Origin of the sequence: Hymenobacter canadensis (assembly GCF_027359925.1) — a bacterium.
In the GTDB taxonomy this organism is placed as follows: domain Bacteria; phylum Bacteroidota; class Bacteroidia; order Cytophagales; family Hymenobacteraceae; genus Hymenobacter; species Hymenobacter canadensis.
In genome coordinates this window covers 4,310,619-4,327,265 of record NZ_CP114767.1, presented here as the reverse complement: position 1 = coordinate 4,327,265, position 16,647 = coordinate 4,310,619, and the positions used below count along the sequence as shown (strand labels likewise).

The 16,647-nt window shown below is 60.5% G+C and carries 15 protein-coding genes; 8 read left to right on the top strand and 7 right to left on the bottom strand.

Annotated features, from left to right (window positions below; translation table 11 throughout):
- The first annotated feature begins 60 nt into the window (after positions 1-60).
- The 3 genes from O3303_RS18470 to O3303_RS18460 all read left to right on the top strand — a co-directional run bounded on the left by O3303_RS18470 (position 61) and on the right by O3303_RS18460 (position 5,576).
- On the top strand, positions 61-3,102 hold the full coding sequence (locus O3303_RS18470) for a M16 family metallopeptidase (RefSeq protein ID WP_269559845.1): 3,042 nt from the start codon (positions 61-63) through the stop codon (positions 3,100-3,102).
- Between the two features lie 172 nt (positions 3,103-3,274).
- Entirely contained in the window at positions 3,275-4,540 is a 1,266-nt protein-coding gene (gene icd, locus O3303_RS18465) for an NADP-dependent isocitrate dehydrogenase (RefSeq protein WP_269559844.1), read from the top strand.
- Positions 4,541-4,613: 73 nt separating this feature from the next.
- Positions 4,614-5,576, top strand: coding sequence for a hypothetical protein (locus O3303_RS18460; protein WP_269559843.1), 963 nt, complete (start codon positions 4,614-4,616; stop codon positions 5,574-5,576).
- 382 nt (positions 5,577-5,958) lie between these two features.
- Here the strand turns inward: O3303_RS18460 and O3303_RS18455 are convergent, their stop codons facing one another.
- Together O3303_RS18455 and O3303_RS18450 are read right to left on the bottom strand one after the other, a co-directional pair.
- Positions 5,959-6,489 carry an REP-associated tyrosine transposase gene (locus O3303_RS18455; RefSeq protein WP_269559842.1) on the bottom strand — a complete coding sequence of 177 codons (531 nt, stop codon included), beginning with the start codon at positions 6,487-6,489 and terminating at the stop codon, positions 5,959-5,961.
- A 222-nt stretch (positions 6,490-6,711) separates the two neighbouring features.
- Positions 6,712-7,449 (bottom strand): DUF4397 domain-containing protein, encoded by a 738-nt coding sequence (locus tag O3303_RS18450; protein WP_269559841.1) that lies wholly within the window; start codon positions 7,447-7,449, stop codon positions 6,712-6,714.
- Positions 7,450-7,711: 262 nt separating this feature from the next.
- On the opposite strand from O3303_RS18450, the gene O3303_RS18445 reads away from it, so the two are divergent.
- Positions 7,712-8,572: a M12 family metallopeptidase gene (locus O3303_RS18445; protein WP_269559840.1), complete on the top strand. Its 861-nt coding sequence runs from the start codon at positions 7,712-7,714 to the stop codon at positions 8,570-8,572.
- Between the two features lie 67 nt (positions 8,573-8,639).
- Here O3303_RS18445 and O3303_RS18440 read toward each other — a convergent pair whose 3' ends face one another.
- Complete coding sequence (locus O3303_RS18440) at positions 8,640-9,167, bottom strand: DinB family protein (protein ID WP_269559839.1); 528 nt, start codon at positions 9,165-9,167, stop codon at positions 8,640-8,642.
- Between the two features lie 111 nt (positions 9,168-9,278).
- On the opposite strand from O3303_RS18440, the gene O3303_RS18435 reads away from it, so the two are divergent.
- The gene (locus O3303_RS18435; protein ID WP_269559838.1) at positions 9,279-10,478 is read left to right on the top strand and encodes a pyridoxal phosphate-dependent aminotransferase; all 1,200 of its coding nucleotides are present in this window, start codon (positions 9,279-9,281) and stop codon (positions 10,476-10,478) included.
- A 237-nt stretch (positions 10,479-10,715) separates the two neighbouring features.
- Positions 10,716-11,204: a hypothetical protein gene (locus O3303_RS18430; protein ID WP_269559837.1), complete on the top strand. Its 489-nt coding sequence runs from the start codon at positions 10,716-10,718 to the stop codon at positions 11,202-11,204.
- A gap of 142 nt (positions 11,205-11,346) precedes the next feature.
- Here the strand turns inward: O3303_RS18430 and O3303_RS18425 are convergent, their stop codons facing one another.
- Entirely contained in the window at positions 11,347-12,387 is a 1,041-nt protein-coding gene (locus O3303_RS18425) for an NAD(P)-dependent alcohol dehydrogenase (RefSeq protein ID WP_269559836.1), read from the bottom strand.
- Positions 12,388-12,604: 217 nt separating this feature from the next.
- Between O3303_RS18425 and O3303_RS18420 the strand changes: the two genes are divergently transcribed.
- A complete protein-coding gene (locus O3303_RS18420; protein ID WP_269559835.1) occupies positions 12,605-13,261 on the top strand; it encodes a cytochrome b/b6 domain-containing protein in 657 nt (218 codons plus the stop codon).
- A gap of 116 nt (positions 13,262-13,377) precedes the next feature.
- On the opposite strand, the gene O3303_RS18415 is transcribed toward O3303_RS18420, so the two are convergent.
- Together O3303_RS18415 and O3303_RS18410 are read right to left on the bottom strand one after the other, a co-directional pair.
- The gene (locus O3303_RS18415; protein WP_269559834.1) at positions 13,378-14,103 is read right to left on the bottom strand and encodes a DUF1990 domain-containing protein; all 726 of its coding nucleotides are present in this window, start codon (positions 14,101-14,103) and stop codon (positions 13,378-13,380) included.
- On the bottom strand, positions 14,096-14,665 hold the full coding sequence (locus tag O3303_RS18410) for a hypothetical protein (RefSeq protein WP_269559833.1): 570 nt from the start codon (positions 14,663-14,665) through the stop codon (positions 14,096-14,098). The genes O3303_RS18415 and O3303_RS18410 overlap by 8 nt, the downstream gene beginning before the upstream one ends.
- Before the next feature lie 201 nt (positions 14,666-14,866).
- On the opposite strand from O3303_RS18410, the gene nfi reads away from it, so the two are divergent.
- Entirely contained in the window at positions 14,867-15,553 is a 687-nt protein-coding gene (gene nfi / locus O3303_RS18405) for a deoxyribonuclease V (protein ID WP_269559832.1), read from the top strand.
- A 201-nt stretch (positions 15,554-15,754) separates the two neighbouring features.
- Here the strand turns inward: nfi and O3303_RS18400 are convergent, their stop codons facing one another.
- Positions 15,755-16,627, bottom strand: a complete 873-nt coding sequence (locus tag O3303_RS18400; RefSeq protein WP_269559831.1) for a glutamate--tRNA ligase family protein — start codon at positions 16,625-16,627, stop codon at positions 15,755-15,757.
- Positions 16,628-16,647: the final 20 nt, after the last annotated feature.

Sequence of the window (16,647 nt, the reverse complement as noted above, 5' to 3'; positions counted from 1 at the left end):
GGCCGCCTATCTTTGGTTCCTTAATTTCCTTCCCGCTCTGCTTTCCGCGCTGGCCTTCCTGTGAAAAAACCGCTTCTGCTTCTTATTCCGGCCCTGGCCACGCTCGGTCTTACGCAATGCCAGACCAGCAAGCCCGCCGCTACGGCAGCAGCCAGCACCTCAGCCACCAGCCCGGAAGCGCCCAAGCAGAAGGAATACCAGTACCAAACCGTGGAAGGCGACCCGCTCAAAGCGCGCATCTACACGCTGGATAACGGCCTGACCGTCTACCTCTCCGACTACGACGACGCACCGCGCATCCAGACCTACTTAGCCGTGCGCGCCGGCTCCAAAAATGACCCGGCTACTGCCACCGGCCTCGCGCATTACCTCGAGCACATGGTGTTCAAGGGCACTTCCAAGCTGGGCACGCAGAACTGGCAGGCCGAAAAAGCGGAGTTGACCAAGATTGAGGCGCTCTACGAGCAGTACCGCGCCCAGCGCAACGACCCCGCCGCCCGCAAGCGCACCTACCACCAGATCGACTCGATTTCCGGCGTGGCGGCCAAGTACGCCGTGGCGAATGAGTACGACAAGGTGATGGGCGCCATCGGGGCCAAGGGCTCCAACGCTTACACCTCGGTGGAGCAGACGGTGTACCAAGAGGATATTCCGAGCAACCAGCTGGAGAAGTGGGCCGCCATCCAGAGCGAGCGGCTGGGCGAGATGGTGCCGCGCCTGTTCCACACCGAGCTGGAAGCCGTGTACGAGGAGAAAAACCGCGGCCTCGACAACGACTTCAGCAAGCAGTACGAGGCCCTGAACCGCAGCCTCTATCAGAAGCACGAGTACGGCACCCAGACCACCATCGGCACCATCGAGCACCTGCAAAACCCGTCCATCACGGAGATTAAACGGTATTTCGACAAATACTACGTGCCCAACAACGTGGCCCTCTGCCTCAGCGGCGACCTGGACTACGACCAGACCATCCGCGTAATCGACCAGTATTTCGGCAAGCTGCAGAGCAAGCCGGTGCCGGCCTTCACGCCCGCCCAGGAAGCCCCCATCACGGCACCCCTCGTGACGCAGATTGTGGGGCCCGACGCCGAAAACGTGATGCTCGGCTTCCGCTTCCCCGGCACGACCACCCGCGAGGCGCTGGTGCTGCGCATGGTGGACAAGCTCCTGAGCAACGGCCAGGCCGGTCTGATTGACCTGAACCTCAACCAGCAACAGAAGGTGTTGCAGGCCGCTTCGTTCACCGACATCAACAACGACTACTCTTCGCACATCCTCTACGCGACGCCCCGCCAGGGCCAGAAGCTGGAAGAGGTGCGCGACCTGCTGCTCGCCCAGCTCGACAAGGTGAAAAAGGGCGACTTCCCCGACTGGCTGATTCCGGCCATCATCAACAACGAGCAGTTGCAGCGCACCAAAAGCTACGAAAACAACGAGGCCCGCGCCGGCGCCTTTGTGGCGGCTTTCGTGGCCCGCGAGGACTGGAAGGACTACCTGAAGCAGATTGACGACTTCGGCACCATCACCAAGGAAGAGGTGATGCGGGTGGCGCAGCAGTATTATGGCCCCGGCTACGCGGCCATCTACAAGCGCACCGGCAAAGATGCCAACGCCGTGAAAGTGGTGAAGCCGGCTATTACGCCGGTGCCCGTGAACCGCGAAGTGGCCTCCGACTTCTACAAGCAGGTAACCGGCCTGAGCAGCCCCGAGCTGCAGCCGGTGTTCGTGGATTACAAGAAGGACATTCAGGAAGTGAAGCTGGCTTCGGGCATGCCGGTGTACTACACCCACAACACCGAAAACAACCTCTTCAACCTGTTCTACGTGCTCGACCTGGGCACCAACAACGACCCCAAGCTGGGCCTCGCCACCGACTACCTGCAGTACCTGGGCACCGACAAATACACGGCCGCGCAGCTGCAGCAGGAGTTCTACAAGCTGGGTTGCTCCTTCGCGGTGCAGAGCGGGCAGGACCGCACCACCGTCAGCCTCTCCGGCCTCGACAGCAACTTCGAAAAGGCGCTGCAGCTATTTGAGAGCTTGCTGGCCGCGCCCAAGCCCGATGCCGCCGCCCTCAAGAACATGGTGGCTGGCGTGCTGAAGTCGCGTCAGGATGCCAAGCTCAACAAGCAGGTGATTCTGAGCCAAGCCATGGTGAACTTCGCCAAGTACGGCCCCCAAAACCCCTTCACCACGCAGCTGAGTGAGAAAGAACTAAAGGCCCTGAAACCCGAGCAGCTCACCGCCACCATCAAAACCATCCCGACCTACCAGCACCGCGTGCTGTACTACGGGCCGCGACCTGTTAATACCGAAGACAGTAAGGCGTCTTTAGAAGAGAGTAAGAAATACCCAGACAACCTTGTAATAATTCTGCCAGGCATAACAGATGCCTTACAAAAATACCACCGCGGCCCGGCTAAGCTCACCCCTACCCCGGCGGCTAAGGATTTCGCGGAGCAGGCTATGAACCAGCGCAAGGTGTATTGGGTGGACTACAACATGGTGCAGGCCGAAATCCTGTTCCTGACCAAAGGCACCCTCTACGACAAAACCCTGGTGCCGACTACTAGCCTCTACAACGAGTATTTCGGAGGTAGCATGGGCAGCATCGTGTTTCAGGAGCTGCGCGAGAGCAAGGCCCTGGCCTACTCGGCCTCGTCGCGCTACGCCAACGCCGACAAGGCCGGCCGCAGCAGCTACAACCTCAGCTACATCGGCACGCAGAGCGACAAGCTGCCCGAGGCCATGGCCGGCATGAACACCCTGCTCAACGACATGCCCGTGGCCGAAGCCAACCTGCAAATCGCCAAGAACGCTATCCGCAACAGCATCGCCACGGAGCGCATCACCAAGGCCGACATCCTGCTCAGCTACGAGCGTGCCCGCCGCCTCGGCCTCGACTACGATCTGCGCCGCGACGTGTATGAGCAGACGCCCAACATGAGCTTCCAGGACCTGCAGAAGTTTCAGCAGGCCCGCGTGAAAGGCCAGAACCAGACCATTCTGGTGATAGGCTCCAAAGACCGCCTCAATTTCAAGGAGCTGGCCAAGTACGGCCAGGTCCAGCAACTTACCCTGGAAGAGATTTTCGGGTATTAGAACGCCGCCTGTCCCGCCCGTCATCCTGAGCGGAGCGAAGGATCTTATCACGCCAGAACGAATCGTTCGGTAGTAATTCAGCCGTGATAAGGTCCTTCGCTCCGCTCAGGATGACAGACGAAGCGGCTTGAGCCACACAACTAAAAACCTACAGTCCAAAGTACCTTCAACAATGGCAGAACAGAAAATCACCATCAAAAACGGCAAGCTCAACGTGCCCGACCAGCCAACCATTCCTTTCATTGAGGGCGACGGTACGGGTCCGGACATTTGGGCGGCTTCCGTCCGCGTATTCGATGCCGCAGTGGAGAAGGCCTACGGCGGGTCGAAGAAGCTGGTGTGGAAAGAGGTGATGGCCGGCGAGAAGTCGTTTAAGCAGTCGGGCAACTGGCTGCCCAACGACACGCTGGATGCCTTCCGCGAATACCTGGTGGGCATCAAAGGCCCCCTAACCACGCCCGTGGGCGGCGGCATCCGGAGCCTGAACGTGGCCCTGCGCCAGGAACTAGACCTATATGCCTGCGTGCGCCCCGTGCGCTGGTTCGACGGCGTGCCTTCGCCCGTGAAGCACCCCGAGCTGACCGACATGGTCATCTTCCGCGAAAACACCGAGGACATCTACGCCGGCATCGAGTACATGAACGGCACGCCGCAGGCCCAGAAAATGCTGGAATTCCTGCAGGATGAGATGGGCGTGAAGAAGATCCGCTTCCCCGAAACGTCTTCGTTCGGCATCAAGCCCGTGAGCAAGGAAGGCACCGAGCGCCTCGTGCGCGCCGCCATCAAGTACGCCATCGAGCACAAGAAGCCTTCCGTGACCATCGTGCACAAGGGCAACATCATGAAGTTCACGGAGGGCGCCTTCAAAACCTGGGGCTACGAGCTGGCCGAAAAGGAATTCGGCGACAAAGTGTACACCTGGGCCCAGTACGACAAGGTGCTAGCCAAGCAGGGCCAGGAAGTGGCCGACGCCCAGCAGAAAGCAGCCCTCGACGGCGGCAAAATCCTGATCAAGGACAGCATCGCCGATGCCTTCCTGCAGCAGATTCTGCTCCGCCCCGCCGAGTACTCGGTGGTTGCCACCCTGAACCTGAACGGCGACTACATCTCCGACGCGCTGGCCGCCATCGTGGGCGGTATCGGCATTGCGCCGGGCGCCAACATCAACTACCTCACCGGCCACGCCATCTTCGAGGCTACCCACGGCACGGCGCCCAAGTACGCCAACCAGGACAAGGTGAACCCCGGCTCCGTGATTCTGAGCGGCGCCATGATGCTGGAGCACCTGGGCTGGAACGAAGCCGCCGCCCTCATCTACAAAGGCCTCGAAGCCGCCATTGCCGCCAAGCGCGTCACCTACGACTTCGAACGCCTGATGGAAGGCGCCACGCTCCTGAAATGCTCCGAATTCGGCGACGAGATTATCGCCCGGATGTAGTAGATCTGTTACCAATAGAAACAGCGCTGGGATTAATTTTCCAGCGCTGTTTCTATTATAACCATGTATAACAATGGATATAATATTTCAAAATGGAGAGTTCCTTTCTGCGGATTCATCTTTTCTTCAAGAAATTACAACAGCAGCAATAGGCGCTGCATTAGGAGCAGGAGGAGCAATATTCGTATATTGGTTGCAAATACAAAGAGATAAGGATATAAAAATATTCAACGAATACAAACAAAGCAAAGCTGATACAGAATATTTTCAACTTGTTTTGAATGATGCGGTAAAATTCATCGAATCGCAAATTTTAATACTAACAGATTATGCAAACAAAATAATTAAACAACCTTATGAATCACATATACTAAATTCATATCCAACCATTCCTCTATTTAGGCTAGAAAAAATAAGTCATGAGAAAATGCATCACATATTTTTATCATTTCAAGATAATAACGCAACAAAAACTATACACGACATCTATAAATACATAGACTTCTATTCAGAATCATTTAAGAACATCAATGACCAGACAGATCGTGACATAAAGGAAGTACATGTCTTAAAAACAGAATATGTTAAGCTATTTGCTGACTTAGCTGATGAATTTTCAAAAAAAGCCAATAAAATCAAATATCAAACATACAATGGAAATTCCATATACAAACTAGACAGATTATTCACGCTTATTGACAAGGTGACTTTGGATTTTTATGATTCAAGATCAAATACAACTGATCTAACATATCATCAAAATGAATTTGTTAGACCTCTAGTAGAAGGGATAATACAGGGCGGGCATTTAAATGATTCGGATTGCATAAATTTAGCAATTAGCAGTAAATCAACAACTCATAAATTTACCGATATTGCCTTTAAAAATAAAAACCTGGGCGAATTCATACATCAGTATTGCAATGCATTATCTAATAACATAGAATTCTTCAAATCTTCTATTGAAAAAATATCCATTAAAGAGCCAGAATTCATCAATAAATGGTATCATTTTTTATACAAACCAGGTCAATAAATTTTATTTCAACTTATATCCCATCTGGCGCGAGCTTAACACCTCTCAACCAGTGACCAACTCAACCCAAGAATAATTTCCAAATCCTCTTCGCTCCATGCGTACCCTTTTTCAAATAGTAACAGCTGTTGCGGTAGCCTCTACAGCTACTCCAGCTATAGGCCAGAATACAACGGCACTCCGCACTCGCTCGGCTATGCCGAGTTAGTACTACGCCTGAGGGGCTATGCCCCGAATCCGTCCGCGCCCCGTCCGCGCCGCCGTGGCAGACGCGCGCAACACAGCTGCTTGAGCGTAATCCTCACTCGGCATAGCCGAGCGAGTGCGGCAGTACGGCGGTGCGGCAACTGCAACAGCGTAGGCAACGCCAGAGCACCAGCCGCTACAACGGCAACGTTTGCAACGGACTGAAATAGCAAGCACTGCTCAAAGGGTAGTGCTCAGGAGCCGTGACAAGACCAGCGGCTACAGGGTTGTTGTGGATATAATCCCGCTTCTGCTGCACGACGGCAGGCGTCCAGAGGGCAATGGGGAAGGTAGTTTTCTGCCAGAACATATACTGTTCGTTTTGGCGTTGCGGGCGGGCATAGTAGGCGAAAAGCCGCATCATCCATTCCCGGCGACTTTCCTGCTCATTTTCGGCAATGGCTTTGAGTAACTGCCGGGCGGTGTGCGCCTTCAGGTCGCGCAGCACGTCGCTAAGGTTACCTTCCGTACGGGCCGCAATCAGGTGAATGTGGCTGCTCATCACCACGTAGGCGTAGATTTCGAGGCCTTTATGCTGCTGGCAGTAGCGGAGGCTATCAATGATGATTTCCGTGTATTGCGGCCGGATAAATACATCTACCCATCCTACCACGGTCAGCGTCAGGAAGAATAGGCCTCCAGGATATGTTTTGCGCAGCTCAGACATGAGGAAAAGATAGCTGAATCCGCTTAGTGAGCAATACGCTCAAGTAGCTATGCTGCGTGCGCCTGCCACGACGGCGCGGCCGGATTCGGGGCACAGCCCCTCAGGCGTAGGACTCACTCGGCACAGCCGAGCGAGTGCGGAGAACAGCCGAGCGCGTGCGAAGCGTAAAACCGAAACAGGGCACCCGGCGGGTGCCCTGTTTCGGTTTTGGGGAAGCGGATATTATTCGTCCTCTATCAGGTCGAAGGCCAGTTTCTCGGGGGCTACGACATCAGGATAGTTGCTACCGCGCAGCACCAGGGTGTAGGCTTTGCCGGGCACCAGCGTCACGGCCTGGTTGAACAGCGGGTCGTAGTTGCCGTTGGTGCGGGAGGCGTAAAGCGTGTAGGTGCGCGCATCCACGGCCTGATAGCCAGTGATGGAGCTCCAGGCCACTTCCGGGTAGAGAGCAGCAGGCGCGGCCGACTCCTCAATGCGCACCGGCGTGGATTCGGCGGCCAGGTTGAGCACCCGCAGCTGGGCCTTGCCGGCCACGGGAGCCGGCAGCGCCGCCTCCTGCACTACCCGCGCCGATGTCTGGCTGCCGTTGCTGTACGTGAACAAAGAGTAGCGCTGGTCTTTGGCAATCGGCAGCCGGCTGAACGAAACCCAGCCGGAGCCGGAGCTGACGGGCAGCGCCACCTGCACAGCCCGCTCGCCGGCCGACAGGGCCTGATAGGGCGATGCCGTAGCAATGGCGGTAGCAGGCCCCAGCGGCTGAAAGTCCACCTGCAGTTGCACGGGGCCCTGCTGCACGTTGCTGCCGGGGCGCACGGCCAGGTTGTTGACCACCCGCACGTAGCCGGCATTCGCAATGGGCGGGGTTACGGGTGCCGCTGGTGCGGGCAGGTCGTCGTCTTTGGCGCAGGCCGAGAACAGCATGGCCGTAGCAGATAGCGCGAGGAGTAGGGCGTGTTTCATGGCGATAATGAAAGAGGAAAAATAGTTCCTGACCAGTTCCAAAATTTGTGCCAACCGTCCGGTGTTTGCTGAAAATGCGGCGCAGCAGGGACAGCGCGCCGCTGCCGGGCGTTGCTTGGCTCGCCGGGCAGTCCGGCAACACCCAGCCGACGGCGCCGATTCATCTTATACTATTCCATGAAATTTATTTTTTTCACTTTCGATGGAATATTTCTTTTTCGTTGCTCGTTATCCAGCCATCCACAACCAAACCTCTTTTCCCATGCGTAAGTATTCATTTTTTGGGCTAGGCGCCGCAGTAGCACTTAGCACTATTTCGCTAACCGGTTGCAACAAGGATCAGGACAATGCCAACCAGCCGGCTCAGTTGGAGCAGGCCCAGGATGCCAAAGCCGAGGAAGCCTACCCCGGCCAGTCCGGTGCCGCCAAGGCCGGCGAATGGGGCGGCCAGCCCATCAGCTACCAGGAAATCAACGGCGAGAAAGTGTACGAGGGTGACATTCTGCTCACGCAGGAGCAAGTAGAAGCCAGCCAGGGCCAGGACGCCGGCCGCCCCGGCAGCGCCGGCCGTACCACCGGCCGCTGGCCGTCGGGCGTGGTGTACTACACCATTGATACCGCCCTGCCCAACCAGGCCCGCGTGACGGATGCCATTGCGCACTGGCAGGCCAACTCGCCGGTACGTTTCGTGCGCCGCACCACCCAGACCAGCTACGTAACGTTCCGGGTGGGCTCGGGCTGCTCGTCCAACATCGGCATGATCGGCAGCCGCCAGTACATCAACCTGGCTTCGGGCTGCTCCACGGGCAACACCATCCACGAAATCGGGCACGCGCTGGGCCTGTTCCACGAGCAGACCCGCAACGACCGGGACACCTACGTGAACATCCTCACCCAGAACATTCAGGCCGGCTACGAAGGCAACTTCACCAAGTACTCGGGCCTGGGCTACGGCGGCACCGACTACGGCGTGCTCGACTTCGGCTCCATCATGATGTACGGCTCGTTCTCGTTTTCCTCGAACGGCCAGCCTACCATCACCCGCAAAGACGGCTCGACCTTCAACATCCAGCGCACTGGCCTGTCGGCCGGCGACAAATCCGGCATCGACGCTATGTACTAGCGCCTGAGCCGGCCGGCACAGCAGCCGCCCGCACAGAAAAGGGCCCCGCATCGGGGCCCTTTTTTTGTTACGGATGCATGGCGGCGGCCTGCACCACGCGGGCCGTCACGAGGAGCTGGCCGGTGTGGCGGGTGGTATGCTCGGCGGCGTGCGTGAGCAAACCCATGACGGTGCTGGGCAGCGCCTGCCGCCCCACCGGCCGGAAATCCGGCAGGGTGGCTTCCGGCGTGCTGCGCAGTGTGGCCAGCATCTGCTCCACGGCCTCTCCAAACTGCCGCAGCAGCGAGGGGGCGCTGGCGGCGGCATCATCCGTGGTTTCGGCGGCGAGGTAGCGGAACTGCTCTTCGGTCAGGGGCTGATGGGCGGTGTAGGTCTGCATGCGGCTGAGCACGCCGGCCAGGTGACGCAGATGGAACCCCACCGAGGCCATGCCGGCCGGCCGCGCGCCCAGCAGGTGGTCGGGGAAGTCGTGCAGGGCAGTGGCTACTTCGTCGCGGGCCTGCAGCAGGGCGTGGGCCAAGGGCAGCAGCAGCGGGGAGAAGCCCGGCAGCGGGCCACGTAGCCAGTGTTCCGGGAGAGACGCGGGATAGTTCATACCGGCTGTAACTGCCGAAGCGGGCCGCGGGTTGGGGCGCAGCGGGGCCGGACGCGGGTTTTTCCGCCGATACTGGCCGGGTTTTGCGTGGGCTGGCCTATCTTTAAGACCATGCTTCAGCTTTCTCAGCGCGGCGTGGCTCTGCCCGCTTCTCCGTACCGCAAACTCACGCCCTACGCCGATGCCGCCCGCCAGCGCGGCCTGGTGGTGCACCCGCTCAACATCGGCCAGCCCGACATCGAAACCCCGCCGGCCATGCTGGCGGCCGTGCAGCGGGCAGCCATTCAGGTGCTGGAATACAGCCCCACGGCCGGCTACCTCAGCTACCGCTACAAGCTGGCCGACTACTACCAGCGCCTGGGTTTGCCGGTAGTGGCCGACGACGTGCTGGTGACGACCGGCGGCAGCGAGGCAATTTCGTTTGCGCTGCTGGGCTGCCTCAATCCCGGCGACGAGTTCATTGTACCGGAGCCGTTCTACGGGCCCTACTCGGCGTTTGCGGTGGCCACGGGCACCCACGTGGTAGCCGTTACGTCCCGTCTGGAAGACAACTTCGCCCTGCCGCCCATTGCGGAGTTCGAGCGCAAAATCACGCCCCGTACCAAGGCCATCCTGATCTGCAGCCCCAACAACCCCACCGGCTACGTGTATAGCCGCCAGGAAATGGAGCAGCTCAAGGACCTGTGCCTGCGCCACCACCTCTACCTGCTTTCCGACGAAGCCTACCGCGAGTTCTGCTACGACGCCGAGTACACCAGCGCCCTGCACCTGCACGGCGCCGACGACCACATCGTGCTGCTCGACACCATCTCGAAGCGCTACAGCGCCTGCGGAGCCCGTATCGGGGCCATCGTCACGAAGAACCGGGCCCTGCGCGACGTATTTTTCAAGCTGGCGCAGCTGCGGGTGAGCCCGCCGGGTCTGGGCCAGCTGCTGGCCGAAGCCGCCGCCGACCTGCCCGACACCTACTTCGACCATACCAAAGCCGAGTATTTGGCCCGCCGCGACCTGATGCTGCGCCGCCTGCGTGAGATGCCCGGCGTGCAGGTGCCCACGCCCAGCGGCGCGTTCTACGTCATTGCCCACCTGCCCGTAGACGATGCCGACCGGTTTGCGCAGTGGCTGCTGGAAAGCTTCAGCCACCACGGCCAGACGCTGATGATTTCGCCGGCCTCGGGCTTCTACGCCACGCCCGGCCTGGGCCGCCAGCAGGTGCGCCTGGCCTACGTGGTCAACCAGGAAGTCATCGGCCAGGCCATGGACTGCCTCGCCGCCGCTTTGGAGCAGTACCCCGGCCGCACGCTGGCGTAAGCTGACCAGCGCGAATAAGGCACGTCATTCTATCAGAAAGTCATTCCGAGCAGAGCGAGGAATCTCGCGTGCTGATGTTGCCAAAGCAATTGTCATGCTGAGCGAAGCCGAAGCATCTCTTTTGCTTCGCCGCAACGGTACTGATTAGCTCTAGAACGTCAGCACGCGAGATTCCTCGCTCCGCTCGGAATGACGGCATTGCGTATCTTCTGGGCTGATTGTTGCCCTGCCCCGCCCATGAACCGCCTGCTTCCTCTCCTGCTCCTGCCCCTGCTCGGCCTAGTCCCGAAACGGCCCGCCGCCCTGCCCGAATCAACCCGGCAGCTCACGATGCGCATCAACGGTGAGGCCGTGAAGGCCGACACCAGCAGTTCCCGATTCTTCTTGAGTGAGGACCGCGCCCTGCGCCTGAACGTGGTGCGCGCCGACGACCCCGACGGCGAAGGCCTGACCATCATCATCGACCGGTTTCCCATCCAGGCGGGCACCTACAGCTTCCAGGAAATCCTGAGCGGCCGCAACCGCGACGCCTCGTACCGCTTCGGGCCGGTAGCGGCCTACTCCAAATCGTGCGGGCAGAACACGGGCACCGTCGTTATCAGCGGGGTGGATGCCACACGGCACTGGCTGCGCGGCACCTACCGCTGCCAGGTGTGCGAGGCCGGCCGCGGTGGCCGCCGCTTCACGCTGGAAGGCGAGTTTCAGTACCCGGTGGAAAAGGAGTAAGTAATACGCACGAAAAAGCCTGTCATCCTGAGCGGAGTGAAGGACCTTATTTCGTTAGAACGAGCCGTTGTTACGCGTGTCGTTCGTCTGCAATAAGGTCCTTCGCTCCGCTCAGGATGACAGGCTTTTTTTTCGTCAGTGCTTAAATCGTGGCCAGGTCGATGACGAAGCGGTACTTCACGTCAGACTTCATCATCCGCTCGTAGGCTTCGTTGATGTAGTCCATGCGGATTACCTCCACGTCGCTCATCACGTTGTGCTCGGCGCAGAAGTCCAGCATTTCCTGAGTTTCCTGGATGCCGCCAATCAGCGAGCCGGCAATGCGGCGGCGCTTGGCAATCAGGTTGAAGGCGTGCAGCTGCGGCGCTTCTGGTGGCACGCCCAGCAGGACCATCGTGCCGTCGAGGCGCAGGCTGGCCACATAGGGCGTCAGGTCCATCGGGGCCGACACGGTGTTGATGATCAGGTCGAAGTAGTTGCTGATGCCTTTCATGGCAGCGGGGTCCTTGGTCACCACGAATTTGTGGGCGCCCAGGGCTTTGGCATCTTCTTCCTTGGAAGGCGAGGTGCTGAGCACGGTTACTTCGCAGCCCATAGCGGCGGCAAATTTCACGGCCATGTGGCCCAGGCCACCGAGGCCCATCACGGCTACCCGGTCGCCTTTCTTAGCGTTCCACTGGCGCAGCGGCGACCAGGTGGTGATGCCGGCGCACAGCAGCGGCGCCACGCGGGCCAGGTCCAGCTTCTCAGACACGTGCAGCACGAATTTCTCCGTTACCACAATGCTGTTGGAATAGCCACCGTAAGTCACGGAGCCATCCTTGTCTTTGGCGTTATACGTGCCCACGAAGCCGTTGTCGCAGTACTGCTCCAGGCCGTCGTTGCACTCGGTGCAGTGCTGGCACGAGTCCACCATGCAGCCGACACCGGCCAGGTCGCCGGCCTTGAAGCCTTTTACGTGGGCACCCACTTCGGTCACGCGGCCCACGATTTCGTGGCCGGGCACCATTGGGAAGATGGAGCCGCCCCACTCGTCGCGCACTTGGTGCACGTCGGAGTGACACACGCCACAGAACAGAATTTCAATGCGCACATCATGCGGGCCGACGTCGCGGCGCTCAAAATCGAAAGGAGCGAGGGGAGCGTTTACCGTGTGAGCGGCGTAGCCTTTGGCTGCAGTCATGGTTTGGTAGGTAAGTGAGTAAGCAGAAAAGTGCGAGAAGGTATAACTCTATGCCGCCCGAAAGGTTTAGCATGCGTTCCAACAGGCAGCATACGTAAATGGCCGGTGTCCGGCGGGAATGGTGCGGGAATCTGCCCCGAAAAACCGCTCAATTGGTGAGGTTGCAGGCATAAGCGTGTACATTACGGGCATTATTGCTCGCTCCCTACTCCACACTATGGCTTCTACCACTCCTTCTTCGCCTATCACTACGGGCCCCAAACGCAATTCGCTGGGCTTGCGCATCTGGCACTGGGCCAATTCCGGCCTCGTGCTGGCTCAGCTGATGACGATTCTGTTTCTGTTCGTCATCGTGAAGGTGAAGACGCTGGCGCCGGAGTTCAGCAAGGTGCTGGCCGACCAGGGCGTGGCCATTGCGCCCGACAAGCTGCGCGGCCTCACGCGCATCGTGGCGCACCGTATCTGGGACTGGCATATCTGGATTGGCATTACGATTTCGGTGCTGCTGGCTTTCCGCGTGCTGGTGAGCTTCCGGCAGCGGGGCGGGCAGCGCACCGCCGCCAAGCTGGCCCGCCTAAAGAGCCGCGTGGCCGCCGGCGAGCCGGGCTCAACCAAAGCCGTGTGGGTGCGCTACAGCTACCGCGCCTTCTATGTGGTGCTGGCCGTGATGGTGGTGACGGGCATCATCCTGGTGTTCGAAGACAACTTCCGCAGCATCGAGCACACAATGAAGGAAATCCACGAATTCTCGATGTACGTGGTGCTGGCCTTCGTGGTGGCGCACATCGTGGGCGTGTTCCGCGCCGAGGTAACCGACGAGCCCGGTATTACATCGGACATGATTAACGGCGGCGAGCCGGTAGAGGAAGCGTAGTACCAGAACGTCATGCAGAGGCGCAGACGAAGCATCTCGCCAGTGGATTAAACTCATTTACCACACTGGCGAGATGCTTCGGCTACGCCTCTGCATGACGTGCCAGTTGGCCTGCCTCATGTAGCTTCATCCAGCTGCTCCTGGGCGCTGGCGTTGGTGGCGGCGGCCTGCACGGGCGGCGCTTGCGAGGCGTCGGGCGAGGTCCAGCCCTTGCGCAGCATCTCCTCCACCTGCTCCTTCAGCCGCCGCACCGACTGCTGCGAGAAGCGCACCTGCAGCATCCGGCCAAACAGCTTGAAGCCGAGCCAGTAGAACGGGTTGCGGATGCGGCCCGTCTGGGATACGGCATGGATGTGGAAGCGCACCCGGCCGGTGGCCAAGTGCTTGTGCACCGTGAAATCAATCTGGCCGCGCTCGAAATGGCCTTCCAGCGTGCGGTAGTTGTAGCCCCACACCTGCTCGCGGGAGCCGTCGGGCAGGGTGCGGGTTTCGTCGGTGACGCCGCCGATGCGCACGCCAAACCAGAACCGGAAGAACAAGAACTGGCCTCGCAGCACCATCACGCGCTGCTCCAGCGGCTGGTCGGGCACGAAGATGCCGGTGATGAGGCCGGGCGGCGGAAACGTGTAGTTGCGCAGCACTTCGCGGGCGGCGGCCCAGGAGCCGTGCGCTTCGGCCGGGCCGGGCGCCTCGGCGGGCAGCTCGGTTTCGTAGTCGTCGACGTGCCAGCCGGTGGCGAGCGTGTATTCGCTGAGGCGGGCGTGGTCGAAGTTGTAGCCGGCGCTGGCGTACGATTCCAGCCGCGCCTTCTGCAGCTCGTAGAGAGGGGCTGGTTTAGGCATCGTGGGTGATTTCAGTGCCGGACTCGTCCTGCCGGATGGTTTCCACCTGCACCGGGCCCAGCTGCAGGCCGCCGCAGTAGTCGGACACACGCTGGCAGAAGGTTTCCCAGGTTTGTTGCTGCACTTTCTTGCCAAAGCCCAGCGTGTCGTAGGTGAAAGCCACCAGCCCGTCGCGGGAGCGGGCTTTAGAGTGGATTTCAAAGCGCAGCGTGTCGGGCAGCGTGGCGTGCGGCTTCAGCGAAAAGCAGATGCGGCCGGCCTCGGGGTGGCTTTCCAGCGTGGCCAGCTCGAAGTAGTCGGGGCCGATGTCCGTGACGCGCACGTCGCCGTTCCAGGGGCCCAGGATTTTCACGCCAAACTCGTCGCCGACGCGCAGGCTGTGGGCGGCGCCTTTGGATTTTTTGAACTCGGCCAACAGATCGGGCGAGAAGTCGGGCAGGTGGCTCTCAATGTGGTCGAGCAGCTCGGCGGCCGGCTGGCGGGCGTGCTGCACGTCCACCCAGTAGCGGCGCTCGAAGAAGGCGCCGCTGCCGGTGTGGGCAGGTTGTTCGGGTTTGGGCATGGCGGAAACAGGTAAAACTGTCTACGCTGCTAACGCGGCAGGCCGGGCCGGGGTTGGGCCCGCCACGGCCAGGAGCGGCCGCAGCGCGGGTAGGGCAGCGCGGAAACTGCGGCCGCCACCAATTCCCGCAACCACGGCCCGCGCCCGGTGTATAAGGTCTTTTCGCCTCATCACTCAGCTACTCCATTACTCAGCTACTCTATGGCCTACTACCGCCCGCCCGGCCCGCCCGCCGATCCGCTTATAGTGCGGGAGCTGACGCAGCTGCAAGACACGATGCGCGCCGAAGTGCGGCTAGAGCCGCTGCCCCACGCGCCCGCCTTCATTGCCGGCTGCGACTCGTCGTTTCCCACGCCCGACACTATTCTGTCGGTGTTTGTGGTGTTGCGCTTTCCATCACTGGAGCTGGTGGAGAAGGTGTACCACACCAGCGCCGTCACGCTGCCTTACATTCCGGGGCTGCTGTCGTTTCGGGAGGCTCCTAACGTGCTGCTGGCCTACGAAAAGCTGCGCCAGAAGCCCGACATCATTATGGTGGATGGCCACGGCATTGCGCACCCGCGCCGCATGGGCATTGCGGCCCACATCGGCGTCATGCTCGATACGCCCACGTTCGGGGTGGCCAAGCAGAAGCTGACCGGCACGTTTCAGGAGCCGGCTCCCACCAAAGGCAGTATCAGTCCGCTTACGGACCGCAGCGGCGAGCTGCTGGGCGAAGTCATCCGCAGCAAAGACAAGGTGCTGCCGCTGTTCGTGAGCCCCGGCCACCGCTGCGACCAGGCCACCGCCACCCGCCTCACGCTGGCCTGCCTGCGCGGCTACAAGCTCCCCGAGCCCACCCGTCTGGCAGATCATTGGGCCGAGGAGTTCAAGAAGGAGTTGCGGTAGAGGCTGGTTGGGTGAATTGAACCACAGTAGGAAAGAACGTCATGCAGAGGCGCAGCCGAAGCATCTCGCGTGCTGATGTTGCCAAATCGTTGAACAGCAACCGCTCCGTAGCCCAGGGTTTAAACCCTGGGCTAGTGAAGCAACATCAGCACGCGAGATGCTTCGGCTGCGCCTCTGCATGACGGCCTTATGATTCACCGTTCAACCAGCCTCCCGCCACCTGTCCGCCAACTCCGGCAGCGAGCCAACCGGGCCGGGCGGCAAGCCCAGCAGCCACGCCACGGCCTCATACACCACCTGCGGGCCGGCCGCTTCGGCCACAATGCCGCCGTAGCCACCGGCCTGCGTGGATTTCGACAGCTTCTGCCCATCGGGCGCGAGCAGCAGGTTATGGTGATGGAACCGGATACGGGCGGCGTTGAACGGCGCGGTTTCGGGCAGCTGCCGGGCCAGCCAGAGTTGGGCGGCGGTGCTGGGCTGCAGGTCGAGGCCCCGCACAATCAGGTTGGTGCCCAGCCGCAGATCATCCACCACCGACGCCACTTGGTAGGCGGCTGCGCCGTCTTTCTTGCGCACCACAAAATCGGGCATCAAGGTGCCCAGCGGCACCGCGGTGGGACCTTGGGCGGCATCCGGGAAGCTGATTTCGGTGTCGGGCGGCACCTGGGCGCGCCAGGCGGCTTCGGGTGTGTGCAGCGGCACGGTGGCGGCGGGCGTGGCCCCGGTGCGGGAGCGGGTGCTGGCTTCCAGCAGGCCGGGCACCTGCGCCAGCTGCTGCAGCACGGCCTCATAGGCGGGCAGCTGGTGGCGCTGCGAGTAGTGTTGCTCGAAGTCGGCGGGGCCGCTGGGGCCGGCGTCGTAGTCGAGGCCCAGCCAGGCCAGGGTCTGGAAGATGTTGTCGAGGTAGACGGGGCGGAACCGGGCGCGGTCCAGGTCGTCGATGCGCAGGTGCAGCGTGCCGCCGGCCCGGCGCGTGAGCAGCCAGGTCAGGGTGAAGTTGACGGCGTTGCCGAGGTGCAGGAAGCCGCTGGGCGTGGGCGCCAGGCGCGACACTATCGGTTCTGAAGGCAGCATAGGTATATTGCAGGGCCGGC

What these genes read in the sequence shown, in the direction of transcription:
- icd (WP_269559844.1), top strand. Translation starts at nt 3,275, where the DNA reads ATGGCAGAACAGAAAATCACCATCAAAAACGGCAAGCTCAACGTGCCC.
- O3303_RS18460 (WP_269559843.1), top strand. Translation starts at nt 4,614, where the DNA reads ATGGATATAATATTTCAAAATGGAGAGTTCCTTTCTGCGGATTCATCT.
- O3303_RS18445 (WP_269559840.1), top strand. Translation starts at nt 7,712, where the DNA reads ATGCGTAAGTATTCATTTTTTGGGCTAGGCGCCGCAGTAGCACTTAGC.
- O3303_RS18450 (WP_269559841.1), bottom strand. Translation starts at nt 7,449, where the DNA reads ATGAAACACGCCCTACTCCTCGCGCTATCTGCTACGGCCATGCTGTTC.
- O3303_RS18400 (WP_269559831.1), bottom strand. Translation starts at nt 16,627, where the DNA reads ATGCTGCCTTCAGAACCGATAGTGTCGCGCCTGGCGCCCACGCCCAGC.
- nfi (WP_269559832.1), top strand. Translation starts at nt 14,867, where the DNA reads ATGGCCTACTACCGCCCGCCCGGCCCGCCCGCCGATCCGCTTATAGTG.
- O3303_RS18430 (WP_269559837.1), top strand. Translation starts at nt 10,716, where the DNA reads ATGAACCGCCTGCTTCCTCTCCTGCTCCTGCCCCTGCTCGGCCTAGTC.
- O3303_RS18415 (WP_269559834.1), bottom strand. Translation starts at nt 14,103, where the DNA reads ATGCCTAAACCAGCCCCTCTCTACGAGCTGCAGAAGGCGCGGCTGGAA.
- O3303_RS18455 (WP_269559842.1), bottom strand. Translation starts at nt 6,489, where the DNA reads ATGTCTGAGCTGCGCAAAACATATCCTGGAGGCCTATTCTTCCTGACG.
- O3303_RS18410 (WP_269559833.1), bottom strand. Translation starts at nt 14,665, where the DNA reads ATGCCCAAACCCGAACAACCTGCCCACACCGGCAGCGGCGCCTTCTTC.
- O3303_RS18420 (WP_269559835.1), top strand. Translation starts at nt 12,605, where the DNA reads ATGGCTTCTACCACTCCTTCTTCGCCTATCACTACGGGCCCCAAACGC.
- O3303_RS18440 (WP_269559839.1), bottom strand. Translation starts at nt 9,167, where the DNA reads ATGAACTATCCCGCGTCTCTCCCGGAACACTGGCTACGTGGCCCGCTG.
- O3303_RS18425 (WP_269559836.1), bottom strand. Translation starts at nt 12,387, where the DNA reads ATGACTGCAGCCAAAGGCTACGCCGCTCACACGGTAAACGCTCCCCTC.
- O3303_RS18435 (WP_269559838.1), top strand. Translation starts at nt 9,279, where the DNA reads ATGCTTCAGCTTTCTCAGCGCGGCGTGGCTCTGCCCGCTTCTCCGTAC.